The following is a 22,312-nucleotide window of genomic DNA, read 5'->3' on the forward strand; positions in this document are numbered from 1 at the left end:
CATCATGATAAACATTGATAACATTAAAATAGCCGTGATTGGTCTTGGTTATGTTGGGCTCCCTCTAGCAGTTGAGTTTGGCAAAAAGATCTCGGTTATAGGCTTTGACATCAACACTAACCGAATCGCTGAGCTAATATCGGGTACGGATCATACGTTAGAAGTCAGTGATGAAGAGTTATCACAAGCATCGCGTTTGAGTTATAGCTCGGACATGCAAATGCTCAAAGACTGTAACTTTTTTATCGTAACGGTACCTACGCCTATCGATGAATATAAACAGCCTGATTTGACACCCCTTATCAAAGCATCAACGGCCATCGGTAGTATCCTCAAACAAGATGATATTGTGGTCTATGAGTCTACGGTATATCCTGGCGCTACTGAAGAGGTCTGTATTCCGGTATTAGAAAAAAAATCTGGACTAATATTCAATCAAGACTTTTATGCAGGCTATAGCCCCGAACGTATTAATCCAGGTGATAAAGAGCATCGCGTCACCAATATTCTAAAGGTAACTGCAGGTTCTACCCCTGAAATAGCAGACTTCGTTGATGAAGTGTACAATCTCATTATTACTGCAGGGACACACAAAGCACCTTCTATCAAGGTAGCAGAGGCCGCAAAAGTCATTGAAAATACGCAAAGAGACGTCAATATCGCCTTGATTAATGAGTTAGCTGTTATCTTTAACAAGATGAATATAGATACCGAAGCAGTATTACAAGCAGCAGGAACGAAGTGGAACTTCCTACCGTTCCGTCCAGGTTTAGTCGGTGGGCATTGTATTGGTGTCGACCCATATTATCTGACCCATAAAGCACAAGCTATCGGGTACAACCCAGAGATTATCCTTGCGGGTAGACGTCTCAATGATGGTATGGGCGCGTATGTAACCACGCAGCTAATTAAAACAATGATAAAAAAACGTATCCAAGTAGAAGGTGCGAAGGTATTAATACTGGGTTTAAGTTTTAAAGAAAATTGTCCTGATGTGCGTAATACTAAAATTATCGATATCGTGCATGAGCTACAGGAATACAATATTGGGGTCGATATTTATGATCCTTGGGTGAATATTGATGAAGCCCAGCGTGAATATAATATTGCTCCCATTAGTGAGCCATTATCTAATCATTATGACGGTGTCATCTTAGCAGTCGCTCATCAAGAGTTTGTCCAAATGGGAATAGATAATATTCGTAGCCTTGGTAAAGACGATCATGTCCTTTACGACTTAAAATATGTCTTTGCAAGAGATGATACTGATATTCGCTTATAAATGTCTTAGATAATAAGGAAAATAACAATGACACCCTATGAACAAATGAAACACACTCTAGCAAATGAGCCAAAAAACTGGCTGATTACTGGGGTAGCAGGTTTTATAGGCTCTAACTTACTCGAAACCTTATTGTTACTTAATCAAAAGGTGGTTGGCTTAGATAACTTTTCTACTGGCTTTCAGCATAATTTAGATGAAGTAGAAACATTAGTGAACATGCAACAATGGCAAGGTTTTACCTTTATAGAAGGTGATATTCGTGATTTAGCAGACTGCCAAGCCGCTTGTTCCGATATAGACTATGTCTTACATCAAGCGGCTTTAGGCTCTGTACCACGTTCTATAGCAGACCCTATTGCTACTAATGAGACCAACATCTCAGGATTCCTAAATATGTTAACTGCGGCTCGTGATGCTAAAGTTTCAAGCTTCACCTATGCTGCGAGTAGTTCTACCTATGGTGACCATCCTGCGCTGCCTAAAGTCGAAGAGTCCATCGGTAATCCGCTATCACCATATGCAGTAACTAAATATGTAAACGAGCTATATGCTGATGTGTTTGCTCGCACTTATGGCTTTAGTACTATTGGTCTGCGCTATTTTAATATTTTTGGCAAACGACAAACCCCTGATGGTGCTTATGCTGCAGTGATTCCCAAGTGGACTGCTGCTATGATTAAGGGGGACAAAGTATTTATTAATGGAGATGGTGAAACCAGCCGTGATTTTAACTTTATTGAAAATGCGGTGCAGGCTAATATTTTAGCTGCAACTGCAAATAATGACGCTAAAAATCAGGTATATAACGTCGCAGTCGGTGGCCGTACGACACTAAATACTTTGTTTACAGTGTTAAAAGAAAGTCTAAGCGAAAATGGCGTGGGCTATAGTCAAAATCCTGTTTATCAAGATTTTCGTGCTGGGGATGTGCAACATAGCCAGGCAGATATCAGTAAAATAAAGACACGATTAGGTTATGATCCTCAATTTAATATTATTGAAGGGATTGAGAAAGCAATGCCTTGGTATGTTAATACAAAATTAATAGATAAATAGGTCTTCTATGAAAATATTGATTACGGGTGGTGCGGGTTTTATTGGTTCTGCTGTTATACGCTATATTATAAAGAACACTGATCATGATATCTTGAATATCGATAAATTAACTTATGCGGGTAATTTAGAGTCTCTTAAAGATGTTGATCAAAACTCTAGATATACTTTTCAACAAATTGATATTTGTGATGCAGAGGCATTAAAGCAAGCTTTCGATAATTTTAAGCCTAACCTAGTGATGCATTTAGCGGCAGAATCGCATGTTGATCGTTCAATCGATGGACCGGCAGAATTTATTACTACCAATATTGTAGGAACATATACCTTATTAGAGGTTGCACGTAAGTATTGGCAAAATCTTAATAAAGTCAAAAAATCCGAATTTAGGTTCCATCATATTTCTACAGATGAGGTTTACGGTGATTTAGAGGGGACAACAGATTTATTTACTGAATGCACCTCTTATGCACCAAGTTCTCCTTATTCTGCCTCTAAAGCAAGCTCTGATCATTTGGTACGGGCTTGGCATCGAACCTATGGTTTTCCAGTTATTATCACCAACTGCTCGAATAATTATGGCCCTTACCACTTTCCTGAAAAACTTATCCCTCTCGTAATTTTGAATGCATTAGATGGAAAAAATTTACCAATTTATGGTAAAGGCAATCAAATACGCGACTGGTTGTTCGTAGAAGATCATGCACGGGCATTATATAAAGTGGTCACTGAAGGCACAGTAGGTGAGACCTATAACATTGGTGGACATAACGAAAAACAGAATATTGACGTCGTCAGAATCATTTGTCAGATTTTAGATGACCTGAAACCACAAGCTAATACTGTACCGTATGAGACATTAATTACGTTTGTTAAAGATCGGCCAGGGCATGATCTACGTTATGCCATTGATGCCAGTAAAATCAAAAATGATTTAGGCTGGACACCCGACGAGACGTTTGAAACCGGTATCCGTAAAACTGTTGAATGGTATTTAAATAATTTAGAATGGTGCCGCCGAGTACAAGATGGCAGTTACCAACGTGAAAGATTAGGAGTAGATGTATAATGGATACAAAAGGTATTATTTTAGCTGGCGGCTCAGGGTCACGCTTATATCCGATTACTAAGGGCGTATCAAAACAGCTATTGCCTATTTATGATAAGCCTATGATTTATTACCCTTTATCAGTATTGATGCTTGCAGGTATCCAAGACATACTAATTATTAGTACTCCTGACGATATTGAGGGTTTTAAGCGCTTACTTGGAGATGGTTCGCAGTTTGGGGTCAGTCTGACTTACGCGGTGCAGCCGAGTCCAGATGGTTTGGCTCAAGCATTTATCATCGGTGAAGCGTTCATTGGCAATAGCAATGTCTGTTTAGTGTTAGGCGACAATGTTTTCTATGGACAGGGCTTTACACCCATGCTACGCCAAGCGGTAAATCGTCAAAAAGGAGCCACTGTTTTTGGCTACCAAGTCAAAGACCCCGAGCGTTTTGGCGTGGTTGAGTTTGATGAAGAAAAGCGTGCCATATCTCTGGAAGAGAAACCAAAGCAGCCAAAATCTAACTTTGCAGTCACTGGTTTATATTTTTATGATAATGATGTTATTGAAATTGCCAAGCAAGTGAAGCCATCCGGGCGAGGTGAGCTAGAAATTACCACCATCAATCAGATGTATCTTGAACGTGGTGATTTAAATGTAGAGTTGCTAGGACGAGGCTTTGCTTGGTTAGACACTGGTACGCATGAAAGTCTGTTAGAGGCCGCGCAGTTTGTAGAAACTATCGAAAAGCGTCAAGGCTATAAAGTGGCATGTTTAGAAGAAATCGCCCTTAATAATGGCTGGCTGACCAGGCAACAAGTGTTAGAAATCGGCCAGAGTATGAGTAAAAACGCCTATGGTCAATATTTAGTGTCTTTAGTGGAAGAGGATATATGAGCAATCCCATCTATGTTACCCAATCTGTGCTACCAGAACTAAGTGAGTTCATTCCTTATTTAGAGCAGATTTGGGAAAACAAAATACTGACTAATGGAGGTCCGCTCCATCAACAGCTAGAGCAAGAATTGTGTGAATATCTGGGCGTCGATTATATTTCATTATTTAACAATGGTACAATAGCGCTTATAACAGCGCTACAGGCTTTGGACTTAAAAGAAGGCGAAGTCATTACCACCCCTTATACCTTTTTAGCGACAGCTCACGCTATCGTTTGGAACAATCTAACCCCTGTTTTTGTAGACATTGATCCTGTTACATCAAACATTGATCCCAAAAAAGTAGAACAAGCCATCACCGATGATACCGTTGCTATTTTACCTGTACATTGTTATGGCATTCCTTGTAATGTAGCAGCACTGCAAGCACTTGCGACAAAGCATAAGCTAAAACTTGTTTATGATGCTGCGCATGCGTTTGGTATTGAATGTAATAACCAAAGTTTATTAAATTATGGGGATTTGAGCACTATTAGCTTTCATGCCACGAAAGTCTTTAATACTTTCGAGGGTGGTGCCATTGTTTGCCATAGTGCAGAGATGAAACAACGCATTGATCAATTAAAGAACTTTGGCATTGTTAATGAAACAACGGTTAATGATATCTCACTGAATGGAAAGCTCAGTGAGGTTCATGCAGCGTTAGGATTGCTTCAACTAAAAACTATCGATCAAACATTGCAGGCCCGTGAAGAGGTCGATCGTTGTTACCGTGAATTGCTAGCTGACGTAGATGGAATACGCTGTATTCAGCGGTTAAATTCAGGAAAAGATAACTATGCGTATTTTCCAATCGTAATCTCTGAGCTATACCCACTAAGTCGTGATGCGCTGTTTGAGAAATTAAAGCAACATAATGTTTTTGCTCGTAAATATTTTCATCCGCTCATGACTGAGTTAAGCGTTTATCAGCAATATGAATCGGATACGCCAGATGCAAAGCTGTTGTCCGAACAAGTGCTTTGCTTACCTATGTATCCAAACCTAGAAGTTAATAACATTCAAAGAATTGTACAAGTAATTAAAGGTGGTATTAAAGAATGAAACTTGCAATAATGCAACCTTATTTTATGCCTTATATTGGTTACTTCCAACTTATTAATACAGTAGACAAATTCATTTTTTATGATGATGTTACGTTTATTAAAAAAGGTTGGATAAATCGAAATCAAATCTTGATCAATAATCAGGCAAAAATATTTAGTATTCCTCTAGCGAATGCTAGTTCGCATACGCTTATTAAAGATGTTTTAATAAGTGAAGATAGATATGAGGAATGGAAAAAATCCTTTTTAAGATCAATTATGTTTAGTTATAAAAAAGCTAAAAACTATGAACAAGTACGAGCGTTAATTGAGAGTATCTTATTAGATCCACCAAAAACTATTTCTGAACTAGCAATTAAAAGCGTTATTGAGGTTTCAGATTACTTAGGTTTGCAGACTGAGTTCGAAATTTGTGGTCAAAACTACGATAATACTGATTCAACGGGAAAATATAGAGTGTTTGATATCTGTAAGCAAGAAAAAGCAGGTACCTATATAAATCCAATAGGCGGCATAGAGCTCTATTCTAAAGCTGATTTTTCGGAACAAGGTATAGAGTTGTTTTTTGTTCAATCGAATAAATCTATATATAAGCAATTCTCAGCGGAGTTTGTACCTTTTTTATCTATCATTGATGTACTTATGTTTAATGATAAGAAAGAGGTATTAGATATGCTTGATGATTTCGAGCTAATTTGACGCTACAATAAATAATGGAGCTAAGACATGTTAGAAAATCAAGTAGAAATTGGAGGGTATTTTGAATTTGATCTACCAAATTTAGGTCATTTTCCTTACCCAGATGCTATTAAATATAACTCAGCACAATCAGCTTTTTTTGATTTATTGAATCAGACCAATATTAAAAAAATCTGGATGCCCAAGTTTATTTGTGACTCTATGATTAGACCGTTAAGAAAATTGGGAATAGATGTTCAATATTATGATTTAGAACAAGATTTTTATCCAAAATTACCAAATGACTTAAAAGAAGATGAATATCTTTTTTATGTAAATTATTTTGGTTTATGTACTTCATTGCAGAAAAAATTACTGAGTAATTATTCTCATAAGAAAATAATTTTTGATCATTCGCAGGCTTTCTTTATTCCTCCTTTTGAGTGTCTTGGTACAATTTACTCTCCAAGAAAGTTTTTACCTGTAGCCGAAGGTGGGTTGCTAATTAGTAAAGTTCTTGTTGCTGCACAATACTCTACTTCTAGAGATATAGCAGAAATGATTCATCAATATCAACATTGTTTTGTTCGGCGCTTATCAAATGCTCCAGAAGCTTATGAAACATTTAAATATAATGAGATGTTATTAAGTAATGGTAAACCTAAAAAAATGTCAGGTATTACTGAAGACTTACTTAACAGTTTAGATTATCCAAGTTTTAAAGAAATAAGATTAAGTAATTTTAGATTTTTACATTCTCAACTGAAAGAAATAAATCAACTACAGATTGGTTTTGAAGATATAGAGTCACCACTAACTTATCCCTTATTATTAGATGTTAATATATCTAGTCAGTTGATTAAAAATAAGATCTTTACACCTACATACTGGTTGGATAGCTTAGAAAGAGTAGTGGTTGATAGTTTTGAATATGATTTTATTTCAAATACAACGCATCTAATTTGTGATCAAAGGTATTCTCTAAGAGAAATGCAAATCCAGATAAATATGGTCAAGGAGTATTTATAATGAATATTGAAGGCAAAGTAGTAATATTGCGTGCTATAGAAATGGATGATTTAGAGCTTTTAGCAAAATGGTCAAACTCCCCTGAACTTTGGCATAGTTTAGGAGGATGGCATTTCCCATATTCTAGTTCAAGTACTGAAAAGTATATCAAAAACATAGATAACAATAATATGAAACACCAGGTTCTTGCTATAGAAGCCAAAGATGTTGGATTAGTTGGTACAGTGAGTCTAGTTGATATTGATTGGAAAAATAAAAGTACTGGTTATGGCATTATGCTTGGTAATATTGAAACTAGAGGTAAGGGCTATGCTTCAGATGCATTAATGTCCATCATGCGCTATGTCTTCAAAGAACTAGGCTTAAATCGTATAGAGAGTTATGTCATAGAGTACAATACTAGATCTCTTGGATTTCATACCAAAAAATGTGGTTGGAAAATTGAAGGTAAAAAAACTGAATCAATTTATCGTAATGGTAGATTTCATGACCAAGTTTTAATAGGTATTACTCATCAGCAATATGATGAATTTATGGAAAAGAATGATTACTGGAATAACTAAGTACTAAGACCTTCGTTAAAGCTTAAGGTCATGGCTAGCTATGCTAGCTGAATTTATTTAATTGTTATTAGTATTACAATTTTGCTCATCTATATCAACCATCTCTTACGTTAGAGTAAAATAAGAATAGTATATTTATTCAGCAATGTAAAATATTTATTCAGTTTGCAGAATGGATCGATCAAAGGTTGTTCTATTATAGAGTCTAAATATGAGTTATCTGAATTTTTACCTAATTTAGATTCTAACTTAGCAATTGAATTTAACTGCTAGTTTTCGACATAATTTTATTAAGTGAGTTGATGTCATACTTATTGTAAAATATAAAACTAAGAATAGATATTAAACTTTTTTAGGGCAGCCATTGCTTCTCATAACAAAAACAGTAAGCTTTCTTACGTCAATGTTGGTTCAAATTATGCAGAAACCCTCGCTTAAATTAAATATTTTGGCTAGCTATGCTAGCCAAATTTATTTAATTGTTATTAGTATTGCAATTCTGCCCATCTATATCAAATATATGGGCGCAGAAGCATATGGCTTAGTCGGTTTCTTTGCCATGCTACAAGGCTTATTTAATCTTCTCGATTTTGGTTTGACGCCTACTATTAGCCGCCAAACTGCGCATTATAATGCTGGAATAGAAACTGCTTTAAATTTTAGAAGATTATTTAGAGCCTTAAGTCTAATATTTGCAGTAATCGCAGTTGTAGGAGGCGGAGTTTTACTTTCATTAAATGGGTATATTGCGGCAAACTGGTTAAACTTAGAGAATCTGAATATAAATGAGGTTCTGTTTTGTCTCCAAGTTATGGCAATATGTGTAGCTCTGCGTTGGATGACAGGGTTATATCGTGGCGTGATTGCTGGGTTTGAACAGATAGTTTGGTTAAGCGGTGTCAATATTATAATTGCCACCTTAAGATCTCCAGGTGTATTGTTATACATGTATTATTTTGGATTCACTGTCAGAAGTTTTTTTGTTTTTCAGCTATTTGTAGCAGTATTAGAGTTTTTGTTTTTAGCGATAAAAAGCTACTTACTGTTACCTAGGCCAGCCGCACAGGATTTAATTGGATGGTCCTTAAAGCCTGTGAAGCCTCTACTAAGCTTTGCTTTGACTATTGCATTTACGTCTTCAGTTTGGGTGTTGTTTACCCAATTGGATAAGTTTGTATTGTCGGGTATTTTGCCTTTATCTGATTATGGTTACTTTACTTTAGCTGTATTGGTTGCAGGTGGAATATTACAACTTAGTGCGCCTATTAGTGCACCGATTATGCCACGTATGGCGCGTTTGGAAGGCGAGCAGCAACATGAACAAATGCGGCAAGTTTATTTGAATGCGACGCAGTTTATTGCCGTGATTGTGGTTACCGCAGGTATTGTACTAGCAGGTGTAGCCAAACCAGTATTATATGCTTGGACCGGAGATATGGCCTTGGCAGTTCAAGCAGCCCCAGTTTTGCGGTTATATGCACTAGGTAATGCTCTATTAGCACTGGGGGCTTTTCCCTACTATTTACAGTATGCAAAAGGTAATTTAAAATACCATCTTATTGGGAATATTGCAGGTGTTGTTATACTAGTCCCAGCTATAATTTGGGCGGCGACACATTATGGGGCAATAGGAGCAGGTTGGGTGTGGTTTTTAACTCAGGTTATTTACTTAGTATTTTGGGTCAGTTTTGTCCATTCAAAAATTGAGCCTAATATTAATTTGCTCTGGTTTAAAACTTTCTTGCCTAGTTTAGCGACAGTGTCTATTTTCATGCTACTCACAACACGATGGATAGAATATTCAGGCGATCGTCCTATTATCCTACTCAAAATTATTTTAGTTAGTGTTTGCAGTGTGTTGATTGCGATGATGAGTTCTATTCGAGTCTTAAATATATTAAAATCCAGGTTCCCGAAGAGACTAATATGAATAATAATGAGATCCAAGTGTCAGTATGTGTCGTAACATACAATCAAGAAAATTATATTGCTGAATGTTTAGATAGTTTAGTAACGCAGCAAACCAATTTTAAATTTGAAATCATTATTGGCGAGGACTGCTCTACTGATAATACCCACACGATTGTACAGCAGTACGTCGAAAAACATCCTAATTTAATTGTTCCTGTTTTCTATGAAAAGAATGTAGGAGCAGTTGAAAATATTAGACAAGTATATAAGAAGGCTCAAGGTAAATATATCGCACATATGGATGGTGATGATATGGCGTTACCTGATAAGTTGCAAAAACAGTTTGATATATTGGAAGCGAATCCAGATTGTTCTATATGTGTTCATAATATGAAAGCAATAAATTCCGAAAGTCAGGAAGTGAAGAGAGATTTTCGGCTTGTTGATGAAAAGAAATATAAATTATTGGACATATATCTTATTACTTCTTTTATTATTCATTCATCAAAAATGTTTGTGAATAAAATTGAAGAGTATATAGATAGATTGGATGTCAATACTTTAGATAAAGAGGTTCATATTGAGCAGGCGAAACAGGGAGATATTTATTTCATAGAAGAGCAACTTGGAGTTTATAGACAATTTGTTGGGGTTACCTACGAGAATAACTTTGTAAGCTCGTTAGTAAGAGAAAGAATTTTATTTATCTATGAAAACTTTGATAAGAACTATTTTTCTGATAGTGACATAGAAAAAATAAAAGAGGAGTATGCAACGATACTTTTAAGGTTTTCTTACCTATGTGCAATAACCATAAAAGATAAAGAATTGTTTGAAAAATATGTAGTTAAGTCCTGGAAAGTAAAGAAAGTAGGAATAAAATCTTATGTTTTTAAATTATCAATATTATCTCCAGAGTTATTCTTTATCCTCCTTGCTTTAAGAAAGAAGTTACGTGCTAAGATAGACAGTTCAACATAAAATAAATCTCATATATTTAGAATGAGTAAAGTGAAATTATAAATTGTCTATCGAAAAAATAAAATATGGGTATAAAGAAAGTTTGGGTTTTTATAGTATTATTGAAATAACCGTATAACAGTGACTCAAAGTTTTAAGTATCGAATCCACAAGAAAAAAATCTTTGGCCGAAGTGCCTGATGAGGCCCTTTGGAAAACATTGAACAATACTCAGACTATTATTTATATGAACTAGTACAGCTTTTAGACTGTAGAGAAAATTGAATTAGTTATGTGTTGAATAGATTGAGTATCATCCAAAAAATTCTTAAATTACTCAAAATTGTATCTCATTAAAAGAGTGTCGTCTCAAAGTAAGCTTACCGCTTATAAAAAGTAAGAAACAGAAAAGTTATCTTATGGTTATGCATCCATTGGTAGACCTTGCATAGACAGCTGTAGTTAGTAAGCCGAGAGCGGAACCAAAATTATTGGCGCTTTGTATGAAAAGATGCTGTTCGCTTTAGATTACTTCAAAACCAATATTAGTTGGCAAGAAGTCTATGACTGGTGTAAATACACTCTAATATCAGGCTTAAAGAATAAATGGGTGATCGTCTTGGACAATACCAGCTTTCATAAGTATAGTCGTTAATCATATACTAAAACTATTTAATAGGTATGGTTACCGTCTTATAGTACTCAATTAAATCCCATTGAACATAAATGTGTATAGACTAAGTTACTATGGGATGGATGGAGAATGGTTCAAATAAACTGTTTAGTGTATATAGTCATTCCAAAATATAAAGGATACAATCCTTTTAAAACAAGCAAAGTGACATAAGAACGATGACCTACTCAGCAGACTTCCGCAACCAAGTGATTAGAAACATCAAACAGAAAGACATGAGCATTCGGCAAGTTTGTGTGTTTTATCATATTAGTAAAACCACGTTACAGCGCTGGCTTAAAGACCCAAGTATTCAAAAAACAAGAAACAAAACGCCTAATAAGATACCTAACGATGCGTTATTAAAAGATGTTGAACTCTATCCAGATGATTATTTATATGAGCGAGCCCAGCGTTTTAACTGTAGCAAATCAGGCATTGAAGCGGCTTTAAAACGCCTTGGCATCAGCAAAAAAAAGACCTTAGAGCATCCAAAAGCTTACACAGTAAAAAGAGCTCACTATCTGAGTAAACTAAAAGACTATATCGTTCAGGGCTTTCCTATTGTCTATATGGACGAGAGTGGCTTTGAGCAGCATGAGACCATACGTCCCTTTGGCTACGCACCGATTGGTAAAACCTTGTATTGATAGCTACAACTGGCAAGGGAGAAAACGAACCAACGTCATCGGGGCATTGTAAGGAAAGATGCTGTTCGCGCTGGATACCTTCAAGAAAAATATCAACGGGGACATCTTCTATGACTGGTGCAAGAATATACTCATTCCTAGTCTTAAAACCAAGTGCGTCATTGTGATGGACAATGCAAGCTTTCATCAGCGGGTTCGAAGACTGCTTAATAGACATGGTCATCGTCTATTATTTCTTCCGCCATACAGTCCTGATCTAAATCCTATTGAGAAAAAGTGGGCACAAGTAAAGTTTCTCCGTCAAGGTTGGATGGAGAATGATTTGAATAAACTGTTTCAAGATATGGAGTGTACTTCTTTTACACTGGATTGACTATAGTCTGTGCACATTTATGTTCGATTGGTTATATAAAAAATTTGAAGTTTAGGTATAATGCAAGTATGACAGATTATAAAGATAACTTGGATTTTAATATGGAAAGAGTATTACATGTAGTCGGAAAAATGGATCGTGCAGGTGCTGAAACGATGTTGATGAATTTATATCGGCATATTGACCGCAATCAAATTCAATTTGATTTTGTAACCTTCACAGGTGGAACAGGTGATTATGACGCTGAGATTAAAAAATTAGGTGGGAGAGTATTTCCAATTTTAGCTAATAATCCAATTGAACGTATGTTACGACTGAAAAGATTATTGCAGCAGAACCCTGAATATAAGGTTGTACATGCACACATGCTATTGAGTAATGCTTTTCACTTACTTGCTGCTAAGAGTGCTGGAGTAAAGAATCGTATCTCACATGCGCATAATACTAGTAATGGTCAACCTAGCGTAATAAAAAAGGTATATGAAAAGTGGGCTTTAATAACTAATCGGCAGGTAGCAACCCATAAAATAGCGTGTGGTGAATTGGCCGCTCAGTATTTATTCGGCACTACAGAAAATGTTTGGTTACTACCAAATGCTGTTGATATACGAGAAATGACCACTATTGCTAAAAAATCACGTGACTTCATAAGCCAAGAATTCAGTGATAATGGCCTTAAAGTTATTCAAGTTGGACGTTTAAGTAATGTTAAGAATCATCAGTTTTCTTTAGAAATCGCTGAACAACTAAAAAAACGTAAAGTAAATTTTACATTGTATATTGTCGGACAAGGTCCGCTAGAGGATCAACTAAAGCAGCATGTAAAAGATAAGTCATTATCAGATAACATTATATTTTTAGGGGTACGTGATGATATTACTGAATTGATGGCTAGTGCAGACTATATGATAATGCCTTCTTTGCACGAAGGCTTCCCTGTCGTATTAGTGGAAAGTCATAGTGTTGGACTAACTGCAATAGTCTCAGACCAAGTTTCAAGTGAAGTAGATTTAGGATTAGGATTGGTTGATTTTTTACCTATTAATTCTGCAGAAGTCTGGGCTGATCGTTTGTTAGAACCTAAGCGTTCAACTCCTTCTGAAGAGGAGGTATTAGATGTACTAAGGTCATGTGGTTTCGATGTGTCCTTAAATGCGAAAAAATTAGCTCAGTTTTATCTGGAATTTTAATTATCCTATTAATTTACTTTAAGCACCTTCTATAGAGGAATAAATGCTTCCATATTTATTAGTTCTAAGCTTTGTCATGTTTTGGATAACATTAGAGCAGAAAGCGCTTGGTCGTAAAGCCTTTTGGTTGCCTTTAATCGTTTTGGCTTTGTTTGCTGGGAGCATTAGAATCTGCTGCAGATGTCGTATTACTGACGGATAAGTCTTTTCAAGACGGCGGACCGGTACAAATTGTTCCAGAGTTGAAGGGTAGGCTTAATAGCTATCAGTCTATAGCTCAAACGGATTGTTTTATATATGCACATTTTGCGTAGTTACAATTTATCCGGCCTGAGTTGGTAGGTAGTAAGGGTCTACAGTTCCCTGCTGAGCAATGTTATGAAAACTGGCCGTTTCATTGGGAAACGGGTTTTATTGCCTCTAATATTGTTGACAATAATGATGGTTATTACCACTATTGTCAATGTGGCGATTCTATTACTGGGTCCTACGATCTGAAACTGTTACATACCTTTTCGTAAGAAAGATTGGTAGCATATATAGCTGAGTAGTATTCAGACTTTCCTCAAGTTAGGAGAGTATGGGCGAATAAGACTTATGATAAAGTTTGGTTTGCATCAATGCCAATAAATATACAATACCTTAAAGAGACGGTTATAAAAGCAAAAGAACATATCGAAGCAATACGCAATTATCTTGATTATGGCTCACTTGAACTTAAAACTCGCTTGTTGCTTTTGAATCTTAAGCTGCTTGTTCCTTTAGCTGTATTCGCTATTTTGGGTCTGCGAACTGGACTCAACCAGTTGTCTCCAGTTCACAGACAAGCTGGACGCTGAGACTATTGTTTTTCGTCAACTAATAAACTATAAAATAGGAAACTCAATGGCCCAATATCTCTTTGTTAAAACTCGCCAAGCTTTTGAATCATCAAAAATGCTTCAAAAGCTTGAGCACATTTGTAGCTTATTGACGCCTGAAGTAATTAAAGAGAAAAGTCAAAATACTGTAGAAGTATGGTCGAAAGACTTAAGCTCTTTTTATGCTATTCAGAATAGTGAGAGTGTGGCTAAACCAGAGCAGGGCGCATTGATCATTGGCTGGATTCAGCAGTTAGATAGTAAAAAGGTAGATATATGGGATTCTGAAGCTGATGGGTCTTACGCGGTGGTTAAAAACACTGAAGATGAGGTATCATTTTTCTCAGATCAGTTTGGTTCGCGAACTTTGTGGTACTACTATGATGATAGCACGCTCATAGTTTCCACCTCGCAACGTGCAATCGTAGCTCTGAAGGGTAGTTTTCATCTTAATGATGAAACGCTTGCTTGGTATTTATCTTCAGGGTGTCAAGGACCGTATATTTCCTGGGATCAAGATATTAAACAGGTACTTCCTCACTTAGAATATAAACTAAATATTGCTGATTGGTGCCTAGATTGGAAACAGAAGCTAGGTATGGAATTACCGCCATCAGGTAGTACTAAAATAAGTGACTACCTTAAGCTATACCAGAGCCAAGTAACTACGTCGCTTGATCAAATTATTAATAGCTATCCTAAAGGTCAAGTGTTAATGCCCTTGTCTGGTGGATTAGATAGCCGCTTACTTTTGGCTCTTAGTAAAAAGGTGGGTTTAGAAGATAAGGTGACGCTCGTAAATTGGGGCGCGCCAAAACAGAAAGGTGTTTTTGACGACAAGGTAGCTGCACAGCGTGTAGCAAGTTTTTATGGTAAAGATTTATTGGATATGTCTTTGCCTACTGAAATTGATTCTTATGATCAAGTTCTAGATAGTTTTGTAGAGGCAAGTGAAGGTCGTCTTGACCACTTCAATGCGTTTACAGATGGTTTTAAGATGTGGGATAAGTTTTTTCAGAGCGGGTATCGAATGATCGTAAGAGGCGATATTCCATTCCCTGCTGGATATTGCCTTGATGAGTTTCAGATTAGAACGATGATGGGATTAGAATTATTTAGTGACTATTCAAATATAAAAGATTTCAACGTAAAAAAATATTCTGATCTGCAGAATGAATATCTAACTAAACGTTTAAATGGAGAGTCGCTAATAAGATGGAGAGATAGAACTTTCACAGATGTTCGTGTACCTATAGTGCTTGCGGCATTTTCACATCAAATAAGTGCATTTGCAGAGAATAGAACACCAATGTTAAATTGGACGTTATTTAAGCTTTATATGGGACTGCCCGACAAGGAAAAAGGAGATAAACTGCACATTAAAAGGCTTTGGAAAAAATATGATCGCAGTGGCATATCTTCCAACACAACAGGCTCGTTACGCTCAATGGACTCATATTTTAATAGCGAGCAAGGTAGTGATTATTTACTTGGTAAGCTTGCGCTTCTTGGAGAAAATAAATACTTTTCTTCAAGTTTGGTTGAATCCGTTCAAGAGCATTTTTCTAAGCAGAAACTCCCAACATTAGATCAACAGCATACAGCAGTTTCTCGAAAAGCAGCAGTTTTTAAAAAGGCTCGAACGTGGCTGTCTGGTAATTTACCGGCTTTGCTTAAAGCCTATATTAAAACTAAAGACGGCAAGAGATTATCGGCGACAACCTTGGCCTATCGCCTCGTTCTTGCAGAGAAAATTATCACTATGTATGAATCAGATGCGAAACAAATTAAGGTGAGTAACTGATGGCGCCACAACGGACTTTACATATTGTAGGTAGGATGGACCGTGCTGGTGCAGAAACGATGTTAATGAATTTATATCGGCATATTGACCGCAATCAAATTCAATTTGATTTTGTAACCTTCACAGGTGGAACAGGTGATTATGACGCTGAGATTAAAAAATTAGGTGGGAGAGTATTTCCAATTTTAGCTAATAATCCAATTGAACGTATGTTACGACTGAAAAGATTATTGCAGCAGAACCCTGAATATAAGGTTGTACATGCACACATGCTATTGAGTAATGCTTTTCACTTACTTGCTGCTAAGAGTGCTGGAGTAAAGAATCGTATCTCACATGCGCATAATACTAGTAATGGTCAACCTAGCGTAATAAAAAAGGTATATGAAAAGTGGGCTTTAATAACTAATCGGCAGGTAGCAACCCATAAAATAGCGTGTGGTGAATTGGCCGCTCAGTATTTATTCGGCACTACAGAAAATGTTTGGTTACTACCAAATGCTGTTGATATACGAGAAATGACCACTATTGCTAAAAAATCACGTGACTTCATAAGCCAAGAATTCAGTGATAATGGCCTTAAAGTTATTCAAGTTGGACGTTTAAGTAATGTTAAGAATCATCAGTTTTCTTTAGAAATCGCTGAACAACTAAAAAAACGTAAAGTAAATTTTACATTGTATATTGTCGGACAAGGTCCGCTAGAGGATCAACTAAAGCAGCATGTAAAAGATAAGTCATTATCAGATAACATTATATTTTTAGGGGTACGTGATGATATTACTGAATTGATGGCTAGTGCAGACTATATGATAATGCCTTCTTTGCACGAAGGCTTCCCTGTCGTATTAGTGGAAAGTCATAGTGTTGGACTAACTGCAATAGTCTCAGACCAAGTTTCAAGTGAAGTAGATTTAGGATTAGGATTGGTTGATTTTTTACCTATTAATTCTGCAGAAGTCTGGGCTGATCGTTTGTTAGAACCTAAGCGTTCAACTCCTTCTGAAGAGGAGGTATTAGATGTACTAAGGTCATGTGGTTTCGATGTGTCCTTAAATGCGAAAAAATTAGCTCAGTTTTATCTGGAATTTTAATTATCCTATTAATTTACTTTAAGCACCTTCTATAGAGGAATAAATGCTTCCATATTTATTAGTTCTAAGCTTTGTCATGTTTTGGATAACATTAGAGCAGAAAGCGCTTGGTCGTAAAGCCTTTTGGTTGCCTTTAATCGTTTTGGCTTTGTTTGCTGGAATTCGCAGTAATTTGGTTGGTACTGACTCGGAAACTTATACCAGATACTTTGTCAATCAACTGAGTGTTAATAACCTTCAGTTGAGAGAAGGTTTCGAGTTGGGGTATCGATTATTAGAATATAATTTGTTAGAATTAACACATAATTATTTTTGGCTTTTTTTTATATCAGGATTAATAGTTGTCTACTGCTATTTAAAGGTTATTAAAAAATATAGTATGAATTACAGTTTTTCTATTTTTTTATTCATTACTTTAGGAACTTATACCTTCTTTTTTAATGGTTTGCGCCAAGGTTTATCAATGGCAATATTTGCATTGGCAACTCCTTATTTGTTAGAAAAAAGAATTATTCCATACTTATTGATATGTGGTTTGGCTTCTCTCTTTCACACCAGTGCTTTATTTATGATTCCATTTTATTTTTTAGTGAATATAAATATAAAATTAATTTATAAACTGTCGATAGCTTTTGTAACTTCTATATTGGGGAGTAGGCTTCTTATCTCTTATATTGCTGCAAGTAACTCAAAATATGAGAGTTATACAGAGGTAGTTGAAAAAGGTGGTGGTTATTTGACGTTGGGCTTTTTTGCTTTACTGGTTGTCTTTATATATTTTATCATTCATATTTATAAAATACGAGAAGCACGTTTTATTAAACTATTCACGTTTTACGCTGTTGGTGTGCTTTTTCTTATACCAATAGCCATGCTAGGTGCTAGTCCATCAGGTCCACAGAGGCTCCTTACTTACTTCACATGGACACTGGTTTTATTGTTGCCTATAGTATTTAAGAGAATTAATAATATTTATGTTTCTGTCGTTTTTGTAGTAATTGCAATAACTTATTTCGTTTTGTCTACATCCAGACTTAGTGGTTTAACTCCTTATATTATTAATCCTATTTTTGAGATATTTTAATGAATAAACTTCCTTCTGTGACAATTGGTATCCCATTCTATAATGCAGAATCCACATTGTTAGATGCAGTGCGTTCAGTTTTTGCACAGACTCATGAAAGCTGGGAGCTCATATTAATTGATGATGGATCTACAGATCGCTCCTTAGAGTTGGCACGATCAATCAGGGACCCTAGAGTTACTGTGTACTCAGATGGTACAAATCGTAAGTTAGCGGGGCGCCTCAATCAATTAGTAGGTCTTGCGAAATATGACTTCATAGCACGTATGGATGCTGACGATATGATGGCTCCAAATAGAATAGAGACGCTACTTGAAATTCTGTATGCTGATGAAAAATATGACCTTGCTTCATGTGGTACTTATTCTATTAGAAATAATGGGACTTTTAACGGATATAGAGGTAGTGACGAGAAAAACTATACTTTTGAAGGGCTTCTAAATAAGTCCCAAAGGTTCTTACATGCAGGTCTTGTTGCGCGTAAGAGTTGGTACGAACGCAACCGTTATAATGAACTATTACCTTTAGGACAGGATTCTGATTTATGGCTTCGAGCTGCTAAAGTAGGAGATTTTCGTGCGATATCAATTAAAGAGCCTTTATATATGTATCGAGAAGAAGGCAATGTGACGCCTAAAAAGTTGTTGACAGCATACAGGATAGAGAGAAATAATTTTGCGCCTTTAATTGAAGCTAGACATGCTAGATGGAAGTATATTTCCAAATCTATTGTAAAAACCTGTATTGTTCAGGTTATGGATTTGACAGGTACTCTTGATTATCTTCTTCATCGTAGAAATAAAAAAGATAAAAATGAAAAGTTAATAGAATTATTTAATAATTCGCTAGATAAAATATTTTCAACCCTAATTCCAGGTATTGATAATGAATAAAAAAAAAGTACTCTTCATCGCTACAGTTGCTGGTCATATTCATACTTTTCATAGACCTTATTTAAAATGGTTCCATGATCAAGGTTATGAGGTCCATGTAGCATGTAATGGAGAGTTTTCTGATATTCATGTATCTAAGGTATGGAACGTTGACTTTGAAAGGTCCCCAGTATCTCTATCAAACTTCAAAAGCCTTTTTCAGCTTGGAAAGATAATTAATAAAAATGAATATTTATTGATATCATGTCATACGCCTGTGGCTAGTGTTCTTTCTAGACTTTCTTCTATTACTGCTAGAAGAAATGGAACGCGATTATTATATACAGCTCATGGATTTCATTTTTTCAAAGGAGGAAGTCTATGGTCTTGGTTAACCTACTATCCAGTTGAGGTAGGGTTATCTTATCTTACGGATGCGATTATTTGTATTAATCAAGAAGATTTCGACCTTATACGTGAAAAAGGCTCGTCATCTACTAATTACTATTTGATTCCAGGTATTGGGGTAGATTCGAGTAGATTCCAGCCTTTATCGGTTAATCAAAAAATGGAATTAAGAGATGTTTTAAATGTAGATAGAAACAACTTTGTTATGGTATATGCTGCCGAATTCATTGATAGAAAAAATCATAAACTTATTATTAACGCTATCCGGTTGCTATCCTCTAAAATTGACCATTTCATAGTTTTTTTTGCTGGGATAGGTGCTCTTCTAGATGAGCTTAAAGAATATGTTACAAGCTGTGGCTTAGATGAACATGTTCGCTTTCTCGGATATGTAACTGATATTGAAAAATATTTTCAGATCTCTGATGTGGCTCTATCTTCTAGTAAGCAAGAAGGGTTGGGTATTAATCTTGTAGAAGCAATGATGTGTGGCGCTCCTGTAATTGCAACTGTTGATAGGGGGCACTGTACAGTCGTTGATCATAAAGTTAATGGAATCTTATTTCCTCAGAATGATTCGAAAGCTTTAGCAGATGCTATATTTGAAATGTATAAAGATGATGCACTTCGCCTTAAGATGTCTGAAGAAGCTATCAGGAAAGCTTCGAGGTTTGAAGTTAAAAATTCACTGGAAGCTATGTCAAAAGTTTATTTAAAATTTTTAGATTAATTCTGAATTAGGTCATTATTACTGCTCGTTACTGAGAAGACGCCATAATTTTAGGTAGTTTTCACTAGTCATACCTAGGGCATGTCCTCAATTAGGTCGAAATCATCTTAATGGATTAAAAATGGCTAAATTCACACCAAGTTGTATGAAATATCTGGTTAATATACTCGTCTTAACTAGAAGCCTTCCTTGTTTGACTAAAAACTCCCATTTTTATCATCATCAAAATGCAGGCATGGCTTAGTAACTCACAGAATTACCTTAAAGCTGCGATAGAGGATTATAATATTTTTTAATCCTTATTAAAGATATGGATACTTTAGCGCAAACGATATTGTGTTTTATATAATATGCGAGATAGAGTGAAAAAAACGGACTACAGGAGCTATATATTACCTTAATAAATTTTTGATGTGGAAAAAATAAATAAATATTGGTCGGTTATTATATCTACTTAATTCTGAGTTAATATATGAAATATTCGTAGCCGTTATATCCAAAGTCTAATAAAACCCTAAGTTCGAGATAAGGAATTTAATTTTGAAAAAAATACTACTGATAGGCAAGAATTCTTTTATTGGCAAAAATTTTATTGAGTTAATTAGTCGATATAACGCTAGCTATGAGATCGAAGCAATCAGTATTCGCGATGAATCATGGAGAAACAAGTCTTTTCAAAGGTTTGATGTCGTTATTCAGCTTGCGGCTATTGTCCATCAGTCTGAAAAAAAAGCCAGCTATGATGTATATGACAAAGTGAATCATCAGTTAGTAGTCGCGATGGCAAAAAAAGCTAAGGAAGATGGTGTAAAGCAATTTATTTTCCTTTCAACTATGAGTGTTTATGGGCTTAGTACAGGCCACATAACAGCAAATACACCTATTAATCCCAGGTCATTTTACGCTCGGTCTAAAGCGTCGGCAGAACAATCCTTACAGAAGCTAAGCGCATCGGACTATCGGGTTGCTATTATTAGACCGCCAATGGTATATGGGTACGGTAATAAAGGAAATTATAATACTCTTCGTAAGTTTGCACTATCTAGCCTTGTTTTCCCTGATACTGATAATCGAAGAAGTACTATATACGTTGATAATCTGTGCGAGTTCCTGAGGATAGTGATTGAAGATAATTTACAAGGTATACTCTTTCCTCAAAATGATGAGTATATGAGAACTTCAGATACAGTTTCATTAATTGCGGAAACCCATTCAAAAAAAATATATATGTCAAAGTTGTTAGGCTTAACGCTCAAACCTTTAATGTTTTCTAACACTGTACAAAAAGCTTTTGGCAGTCTGACTTACGATCCAAAACTACCGGGTGGACCAAGTGTTATGGATTACAATAAAGTTACTTTTGAAGAGTCTGTCGAACAAACTGCCCGTTTCTACAAATCAAACTTAACTACGAATAAATCGATGATGTTGCAAAGACCGTTAGATATTGTATTTTCAGCCACAGGTCTAATAGTGGCTTCACCATTATTAATTGGTGCTACGGTAATTGGTTATCTCGACACAGGATCGCCTTTATTTGTCCAAGAACGTATCGGTAAAGACAAAAAATCATTTAAACTAATTAAGTTTCGCACTATGAAAGTGTCAACAGAATCTGTAGCTAGCCATCTTGTTGATAATACTTCAATTACCAAACTTGGTAAGGTTTTACGCAAGACAAAATTAGATGAACTACCACAACTATTAAATGTACTAAAAGGTGAGATGAGCTTAACTGGACCTAGACCCAACTTGTTTAATCAGTATGAACTTATAGATGAAAGAGAGGCGATAGGGGTATATAAAGTATTACCTGGGATTACTGGATTGGCGCAACTCAGTAATATAGATATGTCTACACCTAAGCTTCTCGCTCAAACAGATAAAAAAATGATTGACACTATGAGTTTTAAAAATTATTTTTCCTATATTATAAGAACAGCATTAGGTAAGGGGAGCGGCGATGCAGTCAAGTAAATTTAGCTGGTTTAGCTCGCTAAAGTAATTTATTATTCATAGCTTTTTTAACACAAAAAAGTTGGA

The 22,312-nt window shown here is 35.7% G+C and carries 19 protein-coding genes; all 19 read left to right on the top strand.

The features are described 5' to 3' along the window. Positions 1-4 precede the first annotated feature (4 nt). The 19 genes from tviB to JMY06_RS01800 all read left to right on the top strand — a co-directional run bounded on the left by tviB (position 5) and on the right by JMY06_RS01800 (position 22,246). Positions 5-1,282 carry a Vi polysaccharide biosynthesis UDP-N-acetylglucosamine C-6 dehydrogenase TviB gene (gene tviB / locus JMY06_RS01710; RefSeq protein WP_201615685.1) on the top strand — a complete coding sequence of 426 codons (1,278 nt, stop codon included), beginning with the start codon at positions 5-7 and terminating at the stop codon, positions 1,280-1,282. A 27-nt stretch (positions 1,283-1,309) separates the two neighbouring features. After that, the gene (locus JMY06_RS01715) at positions 1,310-2,341 is read left to right on the top strand and encodes an NAD-dependent epimerase/dehydratase family protein (RefSeq protein ID WP_201615686.1); all 1,032 of its coding nucleotides are present in this window, start codon (positions 1,310-1,312) and stop codon (positions 2,339-2,341) included. Positions 2,342-2,348: 7 nt separating this feature from the next. Then, positions 2,349-3,407, top strand: a complete 1,059-nt coding sequence (gene rfbB, locus JMY06_RS01720; RefSeq protein WP_201615687.1) for a dTDP-glucose 4,6-dehydratase — start codon at positions 2,349-2,351, stop codon at positions 3,405-3,407. After that, positions 3,407-4,285, top strand: coding sequence for a glucose-1-phosphate thymidylyltransferase RfbA (rfbA, locus tag JMY06_RS01725; protein ID WP_201615688.1), 879 nt, complete (start codon positions 3,407-3,409; stop codon positions 4,283-4,285). The genes rfbB and rfbA overlap by 1 nt, the downstream gene beginning before the upstream one ends. Beyond that, the gene (locus JMY06_RS01730; RefSeq protein ID WP_201615689.1) at positions 4,282-5,388 is read left to right on the top strand and encodes a DegT/DnrJ/EryC1/StrS family aminotransferase; all 1,107 of its coding nucleotides are present in this window, start codon (positions 4,282-4,284) and stop codon (positions 5,386-5,388) included. Before rfbA ends, JMY06_RS01730 begins: the two co-directional genes overlap by 4 nt. Beyond that, entirely contained in the window at positions 5,385-6,089 is a 705-nt protein-coding gene (locus JMY06_RS01735; RefSeq protein WP_201615690.1) for a WbqC family protein, read from the top strand. Before JMY06_RS01730 ends, JMY06_RS01735 begins: the two co-directional genes overlap by 4 nt. A gap of 27 nt (positions 6,090-6,116) precedes the next feature. After that, entirely contained in the window at positions 6,117-7,097 is a 981-nt protein-coding gene (locus JMY06_RS01740; RefSeq protein WP_201615691.1) for a hypothetical protein, read from the top strand. Beyond that, positions 7,097-7,660 carry a GNAT family N-acetyltransferase gene (locus JMY06_RS01745; RefSeq protein WP_201615692.1) on the top strand — a complete coding sequence of 188 codons (564 nt, stop codon included), beginning with the start codon at positions 7,097-7,099 and terminating at the stop codon, positions 7,658-7,660. Before JMY06_RS01740 ends, JMY06_RS01745 begins: the two co-directional genes overlap by 1 nt. Positions 7,661-8,078: 418 nt before the next feature. Beyond that, entirely contained in the window at positions 8,079-9,590 is a 1,512-nt protein-coding gene (locus JMY06_RS01750) for an oligosaccharide flippase family protein (RefSeq protein WP_201615693.1), read from the top strand. Beyond that, positions 9,587-10,552 carry a glycosyltransferase family 2 protein gene (locus tag JMY06_RS01755; protein ID WP_201615694.1) on the top strand — a complete coding sequence of 322 codons (966 nt, stop codon included), beginning with the start codon at positions 9,587-9,589 and terminating at the stop codon, positions 10,550-10,552. The genes JMY06_RS01750 and JMY06_RS01755 overlap by 4 nt, the downstream gene beginning before the upstream one ends. An 831-nt stretch (positions 10,553-11,383) precedes the next feature. Further along, entirely contained in the window at positions 11,384-11,854 is a 471-nt protein-coding gene (locus JMY06_RS01760; RefSeq protein WP_227672111.1) for an IS630 transposase-related protein, read from the top strand. 58 nt (positions 11,855-11,912) lie between these two features. After that, positions 11,913-12,227 carry a transposase gene (locus tag JMY06_RS11985; RefSeq protein WP_201615695.1) on the top strand — a complete coding sequence of 105 codons (315 nt, stop codon included), beginning with the start codon at positions 11,913-11,915 and terminating at the stop codon, positions 12,225-12,227. A gap of 68 nt (positions 12,228-12,295) precedes the next feature. Then, the gene (locus JMY06_RS01770; protein WP_227672112.1) at positions 12,296-13,417 is read left to right on the top strand and encodes a glycosyltransferase; all 1,122 of its coding nucleotides are present in this window, start codon (positions 12,296-12,298) and stop codon (positions 13,415-13,417) included. An 885-nt stretch (positions 13,418-14,302) separates the two neighbouring features. Continuing rightward, positions 14,303-16,081, top strand: a complete 1,779-nt coding sequence (locus JMY06_RS01775) for a hypothetical protein (RefSeq protein WP_201615696.1) — start codon at positions 14,303-14,305, stop codon at positions 16,079-16,081. Then, the gene (locus tag JMY06_RS01780; RefSeq protein ID WP_201615697.1) at positions 16,081-17,175 is read left to right on the top strand and encodes a glycosyltransferase family 1 protein; all 1,095 of its coding nucleotides are present in this window, start codon (positions 16,081-16,083) and stop codon (positions 17,173-17,175) included. The genes JMY06_RS01775 and JMY06_RS01780 overlap by 1 nt, the downstream gene beginning before the upstream one ends. A 76-nt stretch (positions 17,176-17,251) precedes the next feature. Then, positions 17,252-18,259, top strand: coding sequence for an EpsG family protein (locus tag JMY06_RS01785; RefSeq protein ID WP_227672113.1), 1,008 nt, complete (start codon positions 17,252-17,254; stop codon positions 18,257-18,259). After that, positions 18,259-19,152, top strand: a complete 894-nt coding sequence (locus JMY06_RS01790) for a glycosyltransferase family 2 protein (RefSeq protein ID WP_201615699.1) — start codon at positions 18,259-18,261, stop codon at positions 19,150-19,152. Before JMY06_RS01785 ends, JMY06_RS01790 begins: the two co-directional genes overlap by 1 nt. Beyond that, positions 19,145-20,269: a glycosyltransferase family 4 protein gene (locus JMY06_RS01795; RefSeq protein ID WP_201615700.1), complete on the top strand. Its 1,125-nt coding sequence runs from the start codon at positions 19,145-19,147 to the stop codon at positions 20,267-20,269. Before JMY06_RS01790 ends, JMY06_RS01795 begins: the two co-directional genes overlap by 8 nt. Before the next feature lie 540 nt (positions 20,270-20,809). Next, positions 20,810-22,246, top strand: a complete 1,437-nt coding sequence (locus tag JMY06_RS01800) for a hybrid nucleoside-diphosphate sugar epimerase/sugar transferase (RefSeq protein ID WP_201615701.1) — start codon at positions 20,810-20,812, stop codon at positions 22,244-22,246. Positions 22,247-22,312 lie beyond the last annotated feature (66 nt).

This window comes from Psychrobacter urativorans, assembly GCF_904846675.1.
GTDB classification, from domain to species: Bacteria; Pseudomonadota; Gammaproteobacteria; order Pseudomonadales; family Moraxellaceae; genus Psychrobacter; species Psychrobacter urativorans_B.